Source organism: Pseudomonas sp. 1152_12 (assembly GCF_052850675.1).
On sequence record NZ_VXCW01000004.1, the window covers coordinates 428407 to 443985 of the forward strand.

Annotated in this window: 13 protein-coding genes, 2 tRNA genes and 1 pseudogene; 11 read left to right on the forward strand and 5 right to left on the reverse strand. The window is 59.1% G+C overall.

All coding sequences use genetic code 11. The features are described from left to right. The first annotated feature begins 59 nt into the window (after positions 1-59). Both FW764_RS09770 and FW764_RS09775 read left to right on the forward strand, forming a co-directional pair. Positions 60-135: transfer RNA gene (locus FW764_RS09770), tRNA-Phe, on the forward strand. A gap of 136 nt (positions 136-271) precedes the next feature. Continuing rightward, a complete protein-coding gene (locus FW764_RS09775) occupies positions 272-946 on the forward strand; it encodes a hypothetical protein (protein ID WP_446433744.1) in 675 nt (224 codons plus the stop codon). A 29-nt stretch (positions 947-975) separates the two neighbouring features. On the opposite strand, the gene FW764_RS09780 is transcribed toward FW764_RS09775, so the two are convergent. Both FW764_RS09780 and FW764_RS09785 read right to left on the reverse strand, forming a co-directional pair. After that, the gene (locus FW764_RS09780) at positions 976-2583 is read right to left on the reverse strand and encodes an ArnT family glycosyltransferase (RefSeq protein WP_446433745.1); all 1608 of its coding nucleotides are present in this window, start codon (positions 2581-2583) and stop codon (positions 976-978) included. Positions 2584-2671: 88 nt separating this feature from the next. Continuing rightward, positions 2672-3637, reverse strand: a complete 966-nt coding sequence (locus FW764_RS09785) for an arsenic resistance protein (RefSeq protein WP_446433746.1) — start codon at positions 3635-3637, stop codon at positions 2672-2674. Positions 3638-3806: 169 nt separating this feature from the next. On the opposite strand from FW764_RS09785, the pseudogene FW764_RS09790 reads away from it, so the two are divergent. Beyond that, positions 3807-4712, forward strand: a pseudogene (locus tag FW764_RS09790) (alpha/beta hydrolase family protein); the annotation flags it as partial. A 75-nt stretch (positions 4713-4787) separates the two neighbouring features. Then, positions 4788-5201: a hypothetical protein gene (locus tag FW764_RS09795; RefSeq protein ID WP_446433747.1), complete on the forward strand. Its 414-nt coding sequence runs from the start codon at positions 4788-4790 to the stop codon at positions 5199-5201. Positions 5202-5263: 62 nt separating this feature from the next. Here the strand turns inward: FW764_RS09795 and gabP are convergent, their stop codons facing one another. After that, positions 5264-6655, reverse strand: coding sequence for a GABA permease (gene gabP / locus FW764_RS09800; RefSeq protein ID WP_446433748.1), 1392 nt, complete (start codon positions 6653-6655; stop codon positions 5264-5266). A 555-nt stretch (positions 6656-7210) separates the two neighbouring features. On the opposite strand from gabP, the gene FW764_RS09805 reads away from it, so the two are divergent. From FW764_RS09805 to FW764_RS09825, 5 genes are all read left to right on the forward strand, one after another. Next, positions 7211-7984, forward strand: coding sequence for an ABC transporter ATP-binding protein (locus FW764_RS09805; RefSeq protein WP_083355733.1), 774 nt, complete (start codon positions 7211-7213; stop codon positions 7982-7984). 13 nt (positions 7985-7997) lie between these two features. Next, positions 7998-8750 (forward strand): ABC transporter substrate-binding protein, encoded by a 753-nt coding sequence (locus tag FW764_RS09810; RefSeq protein WP_446433749.1) that lies wholly within the window; start codon positions 7998-8000, stop codon positions 8748-8750. A gap of 74 nt (positions 8751-8824) precedes the next feature. Beyond that, positions 8825-9520 carry an ABC transporter permease gene (locus tag FW764_RS09815; RefSeq protein ID WP_446433750.1) on the forward strand — a complete coding sequence of 232 codons (696 nt, stop codon included), beginning with the start codon at positions 8825-8827 and terminating at the stop codon, positions 9518-9520. Positions 9521-9558: 38 nt separating this feature from the next. After that, the gene (locus FW764_RS09820; protein WP_446433816.1) at positions 9559-10248 is read left to right on the forward strand and encodes an ABC transporter permease; all 690 of its coding nucleotides are present in this window, start codon (positions 9559-9561) and stop codon (positions 10246-10248) included. Next, entirely contained in the window at positions 10229-11416 is a 1188-nt protein-coding gene (locus FW764_RS09825) for a methyltransferase (protein ID WP_446433751.1), read from the forward strand. Before FW764_RS09820 ends, FW764_RS09825 begins: the two co-directional genes overlap by 20 nt. Before the next feature lie 240 nt (positions 11417-11656). Here the strand turns inward: FW764_RS09825 and bcsQ (FW764_RS09830) are convergent, their stop codons facing one another. Then, positions 11657-12562, reverse strand: a complete 906-nt coding sequence (bcsQ, locus tag FW764_RS09830; protein ID WP_446433752.1) for a cellulose biosynthesis protein BcsQ — start codon at positions 12560-12562, stop codon at positions 11657-11659. A gap of 168 nt (positions 12563-12730) precedes the next feature. Then, on the reverse strand, positions 12731-13645 hold the full coding sequence (gene bcsQ, locus FW764_RS09835; protein ID WP_446433753.1) for a cellulose biosynthesis protein BcsQ: 915 nt from the start codon (positions 13643-13645) through the stop codon (positions 12731-12733). 437 nt (positions 13646-14082) lie between these two features. On the opposite strand from bcsQ (FW764_RS09835), the gene FW764_RS09840 reads away from it, so the two are divergent. Beyond that, a tRNA-Thr gene (locus FW764_RS09840) sits at positions 14083-14158 on the forward strand. Positions 14159-14385: 227 nt separating this feature from the next. Continuing rightward, positions 14386-15543, forward strand: coding sequence for an AAA family ATPase (locus FW764_RS09845; RefSeq protein WP_446433754.1), 1158 nt, complete (start codon positions 14386-14388; stop codon positions 15541-15543). Positions 15544-15579: the final 36 nt, after the last annotated feature.

The following is a 15579-nucleotide window of genomic DNA, read 5'->3' on the forward strand; positions in this document are numbered from 1 at the left end:
AATATTTTTTGAAAACTTGCTTGACGACCCCCTGAAAAACCCGTTTAATGCGCCCCGTTGCCCAGATAGCTCAGTCGGTAGAGCAGGGGATTGAAAATCCCCGTGTCGGCGGTTCGATTCCGTCTCTGGGCACCACTAATACCGAAAAACCCCAAGCGAAGATAATTCCTTGGGGTTTTTTATTGCCTGCGATTTAATGGCTGAGGCTTATTTATCGCCCGGCTCAATCGTTTAGCGGGTACTAAATTTTTTACTGCAAGGTAGTTATTGGATGACCCGGTACTTGTTCTGCACGCTGTTACTGCTGACGGCGCTGCTCAGTGGCTGCGCCACGCAAATGGACGTAGCGATCAATGCAACACCTGACCCGGACTACCACTTTGATCGACAAGCCACGGTACTGGTGACGACCTCCGCTGGCGGCAGCGCAGAAAGCACGCTTAACGCCCGCTACTACCTGCGCGATATGGTCAACGCCATGAAGGACCAGGGTTTTAGAGAGGTGTTCACCGACACCACCCTGCCCAAGAACCATGCGCCGATCAAAATGACCATTCTCCTCGATGTCGACAGCCATCAGGTGACCTACCGCTACACCGCCACCGAGTATGGTCAGGTGCCCACCAGCACCACCACTCAGTGCAAGAAGAACAAGAAAAAAGAAGACCAACTGACCTGCACCAGCAAACCGAACACCACCTACGGCCCGGTGGGCACCTCAGAGCGAACCGGCTACACCACGCTCACCACCTTCACGGCCACCGCGCGCGATGAAGTCAGTAGGCGTGCGGTGTACCTGCTGCGGGCGACGTCCTATAACGAAGACTGCCAGGCTGCCAAGGTCGAGGCCTTTCTGGTGGAGCAGGGGCTGCAGAACCTGAATTTCCACGACCGTGTGCAACGCAACTACACCGTCACGATGCCCGAGGGCTACCGCTGCAAATAGTCAGCGGCTCCCCCCCCTGTTCTGCCCGCTTATTTGAGTAAAAACACCATCAGCGGGTTGTCATTCAAGCGGCCCTCGAAAGCGGGGGCCTGCGACGCCATCGGCGTGCCCTTCAACAGCGCCGTCTCCTTGCGCGACACAATCACCCAGGACGGCCTTGGCAACGTCGCCAATTTTTCAAGCTCATAGCCCGCGACGAACAGCGGCTGTTCATCGTGATCCAGGTTCATCATGTAGCGCACCGCCCAGGTGTCGCGGCCCAAATTGACGAACACCAAAGGCCCAGGCTCGGACACACGCAGCGCCTCGACCTGGCTGACAAATTTGTGGGTATCAAATTGCAGGTCCTTGGACGGATCGATCACCGCAACCAGCAGCAACCACTGCGCCGCCAGGGCAATCAGGCTGAGCCACACCAAGCGCGCGGAACGCTGCCAGGCAATCAGCGCCGCCACTTGCAGAATCACCAGCACACCGATCAACAGCGGCAACGACACCTCCGGCCAGTGGCCGTGCTTCTGCCAGGATTGGCGACACACAAACAGCACCACCACGCACAACGCTGGCAGCGCTACGACCAGCCCTTCATAGCAGCGGCGCACGCCGACCAGCCAGTTTTGCGCCTGGAGCAGCCCATAGGCGGCCACAGCCGCAAACATCGGCACCATTGGCAAAATGTAGTAGGCGCGCTTGAAGTGCGGCACCGACAGCCCGAGCAAAATCATCAGGCCGCAGGCACCCAGGCGCACCACCAGTTGTACGTCTTCATTAACCCAACGCTCAGACCAGCGACTGCGCAGCGCAATCATCGTGGCCAAGGCCAGCGGCACCACGGGGAAGTAGCGGTACAAACTCAGCTTGAAGTAGAAGTAAAACGGCTCGCCGGAATCATCCAGGCGCCCGCCGACCTGCATCTTGAACACTTCATCGGCAAAGGCATCGCCGCCGCTGAACCGCGCCAGCTTCATCAGCACCCACCAGCACGACACCAGCAGCGCCAGCCCGACGAAGCCGTGGATCAGCACCTGCTTAACCCGCTGCCCCGGCCGACCCAGCGCCCAATACACGCAAACCACGCCACACACCTCAATCAGCCCCAGCGGCCCACGAACCGCAAAGGCCAGGACAAACAACGGAAATACGGCAAGTTGCCTGATCCGCGACCCCATACGCTCGCCGCTGTGCAACAGGTAGAAGCTGCCTACGCATAACAGCGCGATCATCAGGTCCAGGCAGACCGAGCGCGACTTATCCAGCAGTTGGGTGGTGAGCAGCGTGAGCAACACCGTCAGCAACGCCCAAGACCGGCTCGACGGCGCCAGCAGGCGATAGACCACGGCAATCATGCCCGCCGAAGCAAGCGCAGTCGGCAGCACATTCGCCAAGTGATTCGGTGCGCCGAACAAGCGCGCGAACACAAAGCTGAAGAAGGTCGCAGTGCCCGGATAGTCAGGGTATGGCTGACCGTAGGTGGTAGGGAAAAGACTCGCGCCATGGCGAAACATTTCCTGCATGAACAGCGCCCAACGCCCATCAAAGCCCTGGGGCTGCTCATTCCAGATGCCCCACGTGAACAGCAACAAAGCAATCAGGAAAATACCCAGAGACTCCAGGCGAAAACGGCTGCGGTGATCCATCGAATGTCCTTTCAGGTAGGCTGCGCCGACGCTATGGTGCCGACTCAGCCCCTGAATAGCGCCTGAACAAACCCGAACATTTATGGATTTATCGACCGACGCGCCACACCAACGCCGGAATCAGCCGGATGTAGACCAGCTCGCCGACCAGCTCAAGCAGGGTTTGCAGAATCACCGCCGTGGCCGCCAGTGCGCGCACGTCTTCGGGCAACGCCAATGCCAGCGGCAGCACAACCAGCGAGTTGCGGGTCGACGCACTGAACGTAACCGCCCGCGCAGTCACTGCGGGCAACGCGAACAGCCGCGCAGCCAGCGCACCCACGCATGGCGCCAGCAACAAAAAGCCGACGTACACCGGAATCACCGGCAACAACAACGCGATATCGCGCACCACCGAAGTGATCTGTGAGCCAATCACCACAAACAGCACCAGCGCCATCGCCGGTACCGGCAGCCAGGCCCAGGCGGTGCTCCACGCGCTTATCACGCTTGAGCGCCGCGCCAGGGACGTGGTCAGCACCGCCAGGATCATCGGCAGCACAATCAACCACAGGAACGCCTCGACAAACGGCCCCGCCGCCACCACCGCAGCAGATTGCGCACCCAGCATGAAACTCAGGTACACCGGCAACAACACCAACTGCAGCAACAACAGCACGGGCGTCGCCGCCAACATCCACCGCGCGTCGCCCTTGCCGATATGGGTAAACACCACCACGTAGTCGATACACGGCGTGAGCAATACCAACAACGCCCCCACCAGCAGCGCCGGGCGCTCTACCAGACCACGGGTCAACGCCCAGACGAGCAAGGGCACCAAAATGAAATTGGCCAACAGCAACGCCGATATAAAGCGCTTGTTGCCCAGGCCTTGGCGCAGATCCAGAAATGGAATTTGCAGGAACATGGCATACATCAGCACAGCGATGGCGGGCGTGACCAATACGCCAAGCCCCTGAGCCGACAAGGGCGCGAGCACACCGAATGCAGCAGCCAGCAAGACGGCGGCGAAGTAGATCGGGATCTGGTTATGCTCAAGGGTGTCGCGGGTCATGGGCCGACTCTGGCTGATCAATAGAGCGCAAGCCTAAGCACCCAGGGCGCCAAGGTCGAGCATCGAAAATTTCCTGCGCTCATGCCACGCTAAATTTGTTAGTTTCAAATGCTTATAAAAGCGCGCGGCTCCCAAGCCCACACCCAAAGCGCAAGGATCGAGCCGACCGATGAACCTGCCCACCCGACCTGCCCCAGAAGCCTTCCGCGAGTCGGCTGCCGACGGCTACCCTGTCAGCGGCTTCACCTGGCGCCATATCAGAACCGACCCGACACGCCCGGTCGTCATCATCAACGCCGCCACCTCCGTGCGCTGCCGCCACTACGCACGCTTCGCCGACTACCTGTTTGCCAACGGCTTTGACGTCATTACTTACGACTACCGTGGCATCGGCGAATCCCGCAGGGGCTCGTTGCGCGGGTTCAAGGCGTCGTGGTCGGATTGGGGCGTGCTGGATTTCGAAGCGATGTTGCAGCGTGCACAACGGGAGTTTGCGGGGCAGCCAATTGATGTAGTCGGCCACAGTTTTGGTGGCTGCGCGGCGGGGCTGGGGGCGTCAGGCGCGGTGATTCGGCGAATCGTGACGGTCGGCGCACAGTTCGCGTATTGGCGCGATTACGCAGCGAGCGGACGCTGGCGAATGCTTGGCAAATGGCATGTGCTGATGCCGTTGATGACGGCGCTGTGCGGGTACTTCCCCGGCAAACGCCTGGGCTGGCTGGAAGATACGCCGGCCGGTGTGGTGCGCGACTGGGGCACGCCAACGCCCAAGTACGAGACGCGACCCAGCGGGCGCAGCTTGGGTGAGTTGCCCTTCACCCGCGTGAAGGCGCAACTGCTGGCCATCAGCATCACCGACGACCCATTTGGCACGGTAGAAGCCATCGAGCGGTTGCTGCGCTATTTCGATAGCAGCGAGCGCACTCATCTGCGGATTGCTCCCGAAGATATTGGCGAAACAGCTGTCGGGCATTTCGCTTTCTTCCGCAGCGACTATCAGGACCGGTTGTGGCCAATTGCACTGAAGTGGCTGCAACACGGCGAGCTGGCGCAAGGCACTTTCGGCCGACGCCTTTAGAAACCCTTGGGATTTGCCCCAACCTGCGCTTCAATACTCCACCCAAATCCAGAAACCAAGGACGTTGCGCCCATGGCCTCGCCGAACAAGCAGCAAAAACGTGCCCAGCGGGCGAAAGCCAAGGCCAAGCAAAATCGTACCCAGCGCGCCGCGGCGACCAAGCCGGATGCGTTCGCCGGCGATGACAGCCTCATTGACCTTGAGTCGGTGGATTTGACCGAGTTGTTTGTAGAAATGCGCGCGGCGGGCGAGACCAGCCAGCAGGCACTGTGTGCGGCGTTCCTGTCCCACCCGTTGCTGGCAGTGGTGCTGGAGCAGGAAGGCGAAGAGGAAGCTACCGATTTTATCCTCACGGCACTGATCGAATATCGGCAGTGGGCGACGGATTCCGAGGATGAAGCGGCGGCGCTGGCGTGGATTGAGTCGCCGGAGTTTCAGGCGGATTACGTGGCGGCGTCCCAAGCACTCGCCAACTCAGCAGACTGACACAAACCAAATGTGGGAGCCGGGCTTGCCCGCTCCCACATTAAAAACCGCATTTCATTACATCAATTGAGTACAGCAGCGCCTACCTTCTGCGCCTTGCGACGGCTCGCCACATACAGCCCCGCCAGCACCACCAGCAAGCTCAGGATACCGGTCGCGATGATCTCGACCCGGTGCGCTTCCTGGAACAGCATAATGGTCAGCGTGCCCACGATGAACACCATCACCGCATAAGTCAGGCCAGGGAACAGCCACATCTTGAAGACAATCTTCTCGCCCGCTGCCGTGCGCTTCTGGCGCATGCGCAGTTGCGACACGGCAATTACCAGGTACACCAGCAACGCAATAGCGCCGGAACTGGCCAACAGGAATTCGAACACCGCCGCCGGGGCTACGTAGTTGGCGAATACCGCCAGGAACGCCGCGCCAGTGGACAACATCACCGCCCAGTAAGGCGTGCCGCTCTTGTTGGTGCGCTTGGCCACCGCCGGGGCGTCACCGCGACGACCGAGGGAGAACAGCATGCGCGAAGCGGTGTATAGCGCCGAGTTGAGGCAACTGGTCACGGCCACCAACACCACCAGGTCGACGATCAACTTGGCATTCGGGATGCCCATGCGTTCCAACACGGTCTGGTAGGAACCTACGGCCGCCAGGGTCGGATCGTTCCACGGCACCAGCGAAACAACGATGAAGATCGACAGCAGGTAGAACAGACCAATCCGCCAGATCACCGAGTTAGTGGCCTTGGTGATTTGCTGGCCTGGGTTCTTCGATTCAGCGGCAGCGATGGTAACGATCTCGGTGCCCATGAAGGAGAACATGGTGGTCAAAATGGCGGCCAATACCGCGCCCATACCGTTGGGCATAAAGCCTTGGGTATCGAACAGGTGCGAAACGCCGCTAACTTGGCTGGTCGGCAGGAAGCCAAAAATAGCGGCCAAGCCGAGGATCACAAAACCCACAATCGCGACAACTTTGATCAGCGCAAACCAGAACTCGAATTCACCGTAGTTCTTCACGCTGAACAGGTTGGTCGCCGTCAGCAGCAACGTGATGATCAGGGTAAACGCCCAGATAGCCACATCAGGGAACCAGGCATGCAGGATGGTCGCAGCGGCGTTGGCTTCCAACGGAATCACCAGCACCCAGAACCACCAATACAACCAGCCGATGGTAAAACCGGCCCAGTGACCGATCGCGCGGTCGGCATAGGTAGAAAACGAACCGGTGTCGGGCGACGCTACCGCCATCTCGGCGAGCATGCGCATCACCAACACCACCAGCGTACCCGCAGCGGCGTAAGCCAGCAGTACGGCAGGGCCGGCGGCAGCAATCGCGTGGCCGGAGCCGACAAACAAACCGGCACCGATGACGCCGGCAATCGACAGCATGGTGACGTGCCGCGGTTTGAGCCCCTGTTCGAGGTCATTGGAGCTTTGCGTACTACTCATTGACACACCTTTACGAGGATTTGCGAAAACGGTCCGCCCGGCCTGCGATCTTTTTCGTGAAAAGAAACCAACGGGGCGTTCTTTATTTTTTACGCAAGATTTGCGCCAAAATATTACAGTCCCGTGATTGACGCGGGCTGTAGGACAATTCAACGGCCGTCGCAAGTCATTGAGAACAATGGCATTCCGCTATAGCGTTACCGTGCGACCCACCTTCATGACGAAGGTGCGCACCAAAAACACACACAAAAAGTACGTGACGCCCCACAAAGGGGCTGATATGCGCCGTTTGCCCGGTTAACCCTTCCAACACCCGCCCAAAGCTGGCACCATCGCGCCCTTTTTTACGCGAAGCCTGTGGATTTATCGGGTTCAAACGTCTGTTAGGTTGTTGACAGCGCGACACGCTGCTGCGCTGATGCGACACCCTGACGCAGACCACCTGTTAACCGTCCGCAGCGCTGTTGGCTCCCATCTGAGCGCTATGCTAGCTTGGCGCCTCGCCAGGAAGGCGGCCCAACAGCAGGAACGCACTGAACACAATGAGGACCGCACATGGCCGAGGCCGCGCCCGCGCTTGAAATCCGCAACTTGCATAAACGCTATGGTGAGCTGGAGGTACTCAAAGGTATCTCGCTGACCGCTCGCGACGGCGACGTGATCTCGATCCTGGGTTCCTCCGGTTCCGGCAAGTCCACCTTCCTGCGCTGCATCAACCTGCTGGAGAACCCGCATCAGGGTCAGATTCTGGTGGCTGGCGAAGAGCTCAAGCTCAAAGCCATGAAAAACGGCGAGTTGATGGCCGCCGACGGCAAACAGATCAATCGCCTGCGCAGCGAAATAGGTTTTGTGTTTCAAAACTTTAACCTGTGGCCGCACATGAGCATCCTCGACAACATCATCGAGGCGCCGCGCCGTGTGCTCGGCCAGAGCAAGGCCGAAGCCATAGAAGTGGCCGAAGCTCTGCTGGCCAAGGTCGGCATCGGCGACAAGCGCCATGCTTACCCTGCGCAACTGTCTGGCGGCCAGCAACAACGGGCCGCCATCGCGCGCACCCTGGCGATGCAACCCAAGGTCATCCTGTTCGACGAGCCAACATCGGCGCTTGACCCGGAAATGGTCCAGGAAGTACTTAATGTGATCCGCGCGCTGGCCGAAGAAGGCCGTACCATGCTGCTGGTCACTCATGAAATGGGCTTTGCCCGTCAGGTTTCCAGTGAAGTGGTGTTCCTGCACCAGGGCCTGGTCGAAGAGCAAGGATCGCCACAGCAGGTGTTTGAAAACCCGCTTTCGGCGCGCTGCAAACAATTCATGTCCAGCAACCGCTAACGGAGCAACATGCATGCAGAACTATAAAAAATTCCTTCTGGCCGCGGCCGTTTCGATGGCGTTCAGTGCCACAGCCATGGCCGAAACCTTGAAAATGGGGATCGAAGCGGCCTACCCGCCCTTCAACAATAAAGACGCCAGCGGCAACGTGGTCGGCTTCGACAAAGACATCGGCGACGCCCTCTGCGCGAAGATGAAAGTCGAGAAGTGCGAAGTGTATGTGTCCGACTGGGACGGCATCATCCCGGCCCTGAACGCCAAGAAGTTCGACTTCCTGATCTCCTCGCTGTCCATCACCGATGAGCGCAAGCAGGCCGTCGACTTCACCGACCCGTACTACTCCAACAAGCTGCAATTCATCGCGCCTAAAGCCACTGCGGACTTCAAGACCGACGCGGCCTACCTGAAGGGCAAGATCATCGGCGCCCAACGCGCGACGCTGGCAGGTACTTACCTGGAAGACAAGCTGCCGGACACTGAGGCCAAGCTCTACGACACTCAGGAAAACGCCTACCTCGACCTGACGTCCGGCCGCCTCGACGGCATCCTCGCCGACAAGTACGTGCAGTACGAATGGCTCAAGAGCAAAGACGGTTCGGCCTATGAATTCAAAGGCGACCCGGTTGTAGAAAGCGACAAGATCGGTATCGCCGTACGTAAAGGCGACCCACTGCGCGAGCGCCTGAACAAAGCCCTGGCAGAGATCAAGGCAGACGGCACCTACAAGAAGATCAACGACAAGTACTTCCCGTTCAGCATCGAATGATCTGAACGGCCTGACCGACGCGCTCGCTTGAGCGCGCCGGCTTTTAGCAATGCCTGCCGCGATATGAAAACACCATGAATTTCGATCTCTACGGATTCGGCCCGGCCCTCGCCGCCGGCGCGCTGATGACCGTCAAACTGGCGCTCACGGCCTTGTGCCTGGGGCTGGTGCTGGGCCTTGCCGGCGCCTTGGCCAAGACGTCCCCCTACAAGCCGTTGCAATGGCTTGGCGGTGCTTACTCGACCATCGTTCGTGGCATTCCCGAACTGTTGTGGGTACTGCTGATTTATTTCGGCACGGTCAATTTGATGCGTGCCCTGGGGGAGTTTTTCGGTAACCCCGACCTTTCGCTCAGTGCCTTTGCCGCCGGGGTTATCGCCCTGGGCCTGTGCTTTGGCGCCTACGCCACCGAAGTGTTTCGTGGCGCGATCCTCGCCATTCCCAAGGGCCACCGCGAAGCCGGTGTGGCGCTGGGGCTGTCGAAGTTTCGAATTTTCACCCGGTTGATCATGCCGCAGATGTGGCGCATCGCCCTGCCGGGCCTGGGCAACCTGTTCATGATCCTGATGAAAGACACCGCACTGGTGTCGGTGATCGGCCTTGAAGAAATCATGCGCCACGCACAGATCGGCGTGACCGTGACCAAACAGCCGTTCACCTTCTTTATGGTCGCCGCCTTCATGTACCTGGGCCTGACCGTGCTGGCCATGACCGGCATGTACTTTCTGGAAAAACGCGCCGCCCGCGGCTTTGCGAGGAGCACCCAATGAGCGGTGACTACAGCTGGCTGTCGCACTTCGACCTGGGCCTGAACTGGGCCGTGATCATCAAGTGGCTGCCCAAACTGGCCCAGGGCGCGACCCTGACCCTGGAACTGGTGGCCATCGCCGTGATCGCCGGTTTGCTGCTGGCGATCCCACTGGGCATTGCCCGCTCCTCGCGCCGTTGGTACGTGAGCGCCCTGCCCTACGCCTACATTTTCTTCTTCCGTGGTACGCCGCTGCTGGTGCAGTTGTTCCTGGTCTATTACGGCCTGGCGCAGTTCGATGCCGTGCGTGAGAGCTTCATGTGGCAGTACCTGCGCGACCCGTTCTGGTGTGCCACCGCCACCATGACCCTGCACACCGCCGCCTACATCGCCGAGATCCTGCGCGGCGCGATCCAGGCCATCCCGCCGGGTGAAATCGAAGCGGCGCGCGCGCTGGGCATGTCCAAGCCCAAGACGCTGTTCTACATCATCCTGCCGCGTGCCTCGCGCATCGGCCTGCCGGCGTACAGCAACGAAGTGATCCTGATGCTCAAGGCCAGCGCCCTGGCCAGTACCGTGACCTTGCTGGAACTGACCGGCATGGCGCGGACCATCATCGCGCGCACCTACCTGCCGGTGGAGATCTTCTTCGCCGCCGGGCTGTTCTATCTGCTGATGGCTTACATCCTGGTACGCGGCTTCAAACTGCTCGAACGCTGGCTGCGCGTCGATGCTTGCCAAGGACGCTGAAGCACGCTTTGCGGCGCTGGATGCGTTTCTAATCGAGCACCAAGGGCTGTGGCGACCACGGCCCTTCACCCATCTGTATTTACCCTGGGAAACCCAGCACCCCGAGCTGGCCCAATGGCTGCGCCAACGCTCGTTGGCCGATGCCGACAGCTGCCACAACCACCCTCACGACCTGCCGGCGCCCGCGCCTTTTCCACAGCTGGCCGAACAGGCGGTGCGGCTCAGTGCTGTGGATAAATTACCGACACAGGCGCTGGAACCCGCTCGCCATCGACTGAATGTCGACGTGCCAGGACGCAAGTGGCAGCAGATCGAAGCCTTCGGCGCCGCGCTGCATTTCGCGCAAACGCCCACGCACTGGCTGGACTGGTGCGCCGGCAAAGGCCATCTCGGCCGCCGCCTGCTGCAACCCGGCCAGCAGCTGACGTGCCTGGAATACGACCCGGCCCTGATCGCCTCGGGTCAGGCCCTGAGCGAGCACCATGGTTTGCCTACCACCCATCGCCTGCAAGACGTGATGGCGGATGTGACGATCAACCCGGAGCAAACCCCTGTCGCCCTGCATGCCTGCGGCGACCTGCACGTGCGCCTGCTGCAATTGGCCAGCGCGGCTGGCTGCAAACAACTGGCGTTGGCGCCCTGCTGTTACAACCGTATCAACGCCGACCGCTATCAAGCCGTGTCGGGCGCCGGGCGCGCGTCGAAACTTAAGCTGTCGATTGAAGACCTGGGCCTGCCATTGAGCGAAACGGTCACCGCCGGCAACCGTGTACGCCAGCAACGGGACTCGTCCATGGCCCGGCGCCTGGGGTTCGATCAGCTACAACGGCAACTGCGCGGCTGCGACGAATACCTGCCCACACCGTCCCTGCCCACCAATTGGCTGTATAAACCCTTCGCTGACTACTGCCGAGAGCTGGCGAGCCTCAAAGGTTTATCCACAGGTGAACAGGATTGGGCGGCGCTGGAGGCGTACGGCTGGCGGCGCCTGGCGCACGTGCGAAACCTGGAGTTGGTGCGTGGTCTGTTTCGGCGCCCACTGGAAATGTGGCTGGTGCTGGATCGGGCACTTTTTCTGAAGGAACAGGGCTACAAGGTCAAGATAGGCAACTTCTGCGAAACGACGTTGACCCCGCGCAACTTGATGGTGCTGGCCGAGCGCGATTAGAGGGCAAAAATCCTACACGCGCCCTGTGGATAACTCTGTTGATGAAATCTTTACAGAGGCTGTATTTATCAGCACTACAGGGCAAAAGGTGCCCTGGTCATTTTTTGTTCATAAAATAAAACGCACACAAAACAGGCAGTTGCAGCGCGTTGAGAACAGCGCCACAAAACGGCTGTTTGCTGACAGGTTCAACCAACCGATTGTGCATAAGCCTCTGGCGTTAAGCGTATAAACCGCGCTTTAGGCGCTTCTTTTCGGCGCCTTCAGCACCCGGCAAATCTCTCCGATATCGTCACTCGCCAAGCGTTTCGCCACGTTCTCCAACGGATCAGCGGCAAACGCCAGTGCCTCGTTGATTGCCATATCGCGATGCACCTCCAACGGCGCCGTGCCAAGGCGCTGTTTGAACGCCTCAACCATGTCCAGGCTGAAGGGATTGCTCTCATCCACCTGATTGACCACCACCTGCACAGTCGGTGGGTCGTCGCCCTCAAGGTGCGGGGCGAGCAGCACATCCAGATGATCCAAGGTGCCAAGGCACGCGGCATCGGCTTGCACGATCACCAACACCACATCGGCGACGTTCAGCGCCTGATGGAAGTAAACGTTATTGCCGGCGGGGGTATCGATGATCACCGTATGCCGCTCGCTCAGCCCCAAAGACGCAAGGCGCTGCGCCAACCAGGTGGGCTCGTGCTTGAGCCAACGCTCGAGGTTTTCCTGCTGCTGAATGTCGATATCGCCAAAGGTAATAACCTGGCAACCGGCAAAGCCGAGCTGCTGCAAAGGGCTCCACTGCCCGTGCTCCAGGCTGGTGCGGCCGATACCGGGTAACGCGGCACTGACGCCAAAGTGATGGTGCAAGGCATTCTGCGGGTCCAGGTCCAGCGCCACAACGGATTCGCCATAACGCTGCAAACCGCTGCTCAAGGCCGTGGCCAGGGTGCTGCGGCCGACGCCGCCATTCATCGACACCAACGCCACCACTTTGGGGCGCAGCGCTGCGATATCGGTCAATTGGGAGTGGGCAGGGTTGGTTTCATTAGCAGGCACGCTGCCAAAAAAGTGCATGCGCGCATTAATGCCTTCGGCATCATGGGTGACGTTCTTGCCGAACAACGCCAGAAGTTCTTCGCTAAGGCTCATAGCCAGCTCCTCACGACGCAGCTTAAAGACGTGAAGGTCGGCAAGCAGGCACTTACCGCAGGTCTTATTATGGGCGTCTTAGTGAGGCATTCTGTGACAGGCGCAGGAAAGTGTCATTATTTTGATGTTTTTGCTGAATGTTTTTTAGACGGGCGGCAATTAGTCAAATTAATGGCCTTCATGCAGACAGCCTTTCAGGGCCCGACATAAAGCATTTATATCCTGGCAACCAACACTGTTAAGCGACGGGTCGAGCGGGTCGCGCCCGTAGGCGTGGGCCTCAATGAAAGCAGGGTCGCGATGCACCGCACCCAGCACCGCATCACCCAGGCGTAGCTTGAACACCCCGGCCATGTCCTGGCTGAAGGCGTGGCCGGCGTCCACTTGGTTGATCACATAAAACCGTTGCGGCGGCGATTCGCTGGCGAGATACGGCGCGAGCACTTCGTCCATCTTCGCCAAACGGCGAAACGAAGCCGCATCCGGCTGGACCACCACTAGCACCGCATCCGCCACCGACAGCGCCTGGCTGAGGTACACCGAATTACCCGCAGGCACATCGATCACCACCGTGTCCTGCCCATTCAACCCGAGCCCGGCCAAACGCTTGCGCAGAAACTCGAGGTCCTGCCCCAGCCAGCGATTCAGGCTTTGTTGCTGCACCGGGTCGGTCTCGCCAAACGCCACCACACGGCATCCGGCAAAGCCGCGCTTGGGCAAGGCCTCCCACGTCTGGTTGAGCAAGCTGACAGCCCCGAGCCCCGGCAAATCAAACCCTGGGCACAAGTGATCACGCAGCGCGTTCTGCGGGTCCAGATCCAACGCCAACGCCGGATACCCCTGACGCTGCAAACCACTGGCAAGCGCCGCCACCAACGTGCTGCGCCCCACACCGCCCGTGGCAGACACCACCACCACAACCTTCGGCGCCGAAGCATGCGAATACACCTCGCCATGCGGGCTTTCCACCACCTCGGGCGCGTGCAGAGCCTGCGCAACGCCTTGGTTCAACTGATCGAGCAAACGCTGCAAAGGCTCAGCCAGCGCGGTGCTTGATGTTGGACTGTGATCTGCACGCCCCACTGACTGCTCCCCGCTTTAAACCGCTGAATTATTGTGGCGCGCATTGTGTGATATCAAACTGATGGTGTCAGTATTTAGGTGTTTGTAACGAAATCATTTCAGATGAATGACACGACGCCACGCAATACACAACCAGACAAAACCCGCACAGCCCAGCTACCTGTGAGGCATTCAATAAAATCCACCCACCGTTGATGCCCCAGAGAACGCCCGCACGGGCTGCGGCGTGGTGAACGTATCAAGACTCCAAGGGCCAGGCGCAGGTGCTGGAATACCTGAAACTCACCGACGATTGCGGCGACGGGAATTGAGCGGATTTGTAGGCCTTGGAGCGACGAAAAAGCGGCGATCGAAAAAAAACCTGCACTTCTGCAAAAATAGTCAGAATTCAGGGGTTTACAGAAGCTTGCCAATCGCTATAATCGTCGCCCTAACACGCCGGTATAGCTCAGTTGGTAGAGCAACTGACTTGTAATCAGTAGGTCCCGGGTTCGACTCCTGGTGCCGGCACCATATAAGACGAAGCCCTCACAGCAATGTGAGGGCTTTGTTGTTTTTGGGGTGTTCATATTTCGATCACGCCTCATCCTCTCTCAAATTAATAGCCCGCATCTCACGCCTATCTGTTCCTTTCCCTCCTTCGAAAACACCTATTTCTGTACCAAAGGCTCACATTCGAGCTTTATGCTAAATTATGAACTGGCAATAATTATGACGTATCCATAAAAAGGGGTAATTGCATGAGCAGCATATTTCAGCGCCCTGAACTGGCTGAATCGATGGCGAACCAGCTTCTCAATCCCGGCGTACTCGATGAAGGTTTGCGCTCAGGTCTGTTTCTATCTGGCCTGCGCCGTACAGGCAAAACGACCTTTCTGAGAAATGACCTTATACCCGCCTTGGAACAAGCCGGCGCTCTGGTCATCTACGTCGACCTCTGGAGCGACACCCTGGCCAACCCGGCGACGCTCGTGCATAACGCCATCTACAAAGCCCTGCAAGAACTGCAAACGCCCGGCTCCTCTGCGCTAGAAATGCTCAAGCGCGTCAGCAATGTTGATGTCGGAGCAGCAGGGTTCAAATTCGGCTTCAAGCTCGACAACATCGGCAGCGCCAACGGCCCAACCCTGGCGCAGGCACTCACAGAGGTCGTCGACCAAGCGAAGACCGACCTCGTGCTGATCATTGACGAAGTGCAACACGCCATTTCCTCCGACGACGGCAATCAACTGCTGCTGGCGCTCAAGGCTGCTCGCGATGCAATCAACCCGCGCCCGAATACGCCGGGCTACTTCTTATTTATCGGCACCGGCTCCCACAGGGCGCAAGTCAGCGAGCTGACCGCTAAACGCAACCAAGCATTTTCCGGTGCCACGTCAGCAGCCTATCCGCTGTTGAACGGTGACTACGTTAAGTTCCTGCTCAACCGGCTTTCGATGACGGTTATGAAAGAAAAACTCCCCTCCCTGGGAGCTGCTATCGAAGCCTTCAACACCTTGGGGAATCGCCCCGAGGAAATGCTCAAGGCGCTACGCCAACTCGTGCAACAGGACGGTGAACCAGACCTCTTCTTACCCGTAATCGCCAGCACCTTACGCTCGGCGGCGGCGAGTATTGAGCTAGAGAAAGTCGAGCAGTTGGGCAGCCTGGCTCAGGCTATATTCAATAAAATTGCGGCTACGGAAGGTGATGCGCGGGGGATTTTTTCCACTGATGCGGCGGCTGAGTATTCGAAGACAGTGGGTCGAGAGGTTCGGGTTGAAGAGATTCAACCGGTGGTGATCGCGCTCGTGGCGGAGAACATCATCATGCGGCGCGGGCATGGGATTTATGCGATTACGGATCAGTTTGTTCAGGAGATTTGGTTGGAGGAGAGGGCGTTGATTGAGGGCAGTTGAAGGGCGAACATGAAATAAATCTGGCTGCCTCCGGAG

Coding starts and splice junctions, on each gene's coding strand:
- FW764_RS09810 (WP_446433749.1), top strand. CDS start 7,998: ATGCAGAACTATAAAAAATTCCTTCTGGCCGCGGCCGTTTCGATGGCG.
- FW764_RS09845 (WP_446433754.1), top strand. CDS start 14,386: ATGAGCAGCATATTTCAGCGCCCTGAACTGGCTGAATCGATGGCGAAC.
- FW764_RS09795 (WP_446433747.1), top strand. CDS start 4,788: ATGGCCTCGCCGAACAAGCAGCAAAAACGTGCCCAGCGGGCGAAAGCC.
- FW764_RS09780 (WP_446433745.1), bottom strand. CDS start 2,583: ATGGATCACCGCAGCCGTTTTCGCCTGGAGTCTCTGGGTATTTTCCTG.
- gabP (WP_446433748.1), bottom strand. CDS start 6,655: ATGAGTAGTACGCAAAGCTCCAATGACCTCGAACAGGGGCTCAAACCG.
- FW764_RS09805 (WP_083355733.1), top strand. CDS start 7,211: ATGGCCGAGGCCGCGCCCGCGCTTGAAATCCGCAACTTGCATAAACGC.
- bcsQ (WP_446433752.1), bottom strand. CDS start 12,562: ATGAGCCTTAGCGAAGAACTTCTGGCGTTGTTCGGCAAGAACGTCACC.
- FW764_RS09785 (WP_446433746.1), bottom strand. CDS start 3,637: ATGACCCGCGACACCCTTGAGCATAACCAGATCCCGATCTACTTCGCC.
- FW764_RS09775 (WP_446433744.1), top strand. CDS start 272: ATGACCCGGTACTTGTTCTGCACGCTGTTACTGCTGACGGCGCTGCTC.
- FW764_RS09815 (WP_446433750.1), top strand. CDS start 8,825: ATGAATTTCGATCTCTACGGATTCGGCCCGGCCCTCGCCGCCGGCGCG.
- FW764_RS09825 (WP_446433751.1), top strand. CDS start 10,229: ATGCTTGCCAAGGACGCTGAAGCACGCTTTGCGGCGCTGGATGCGTTT.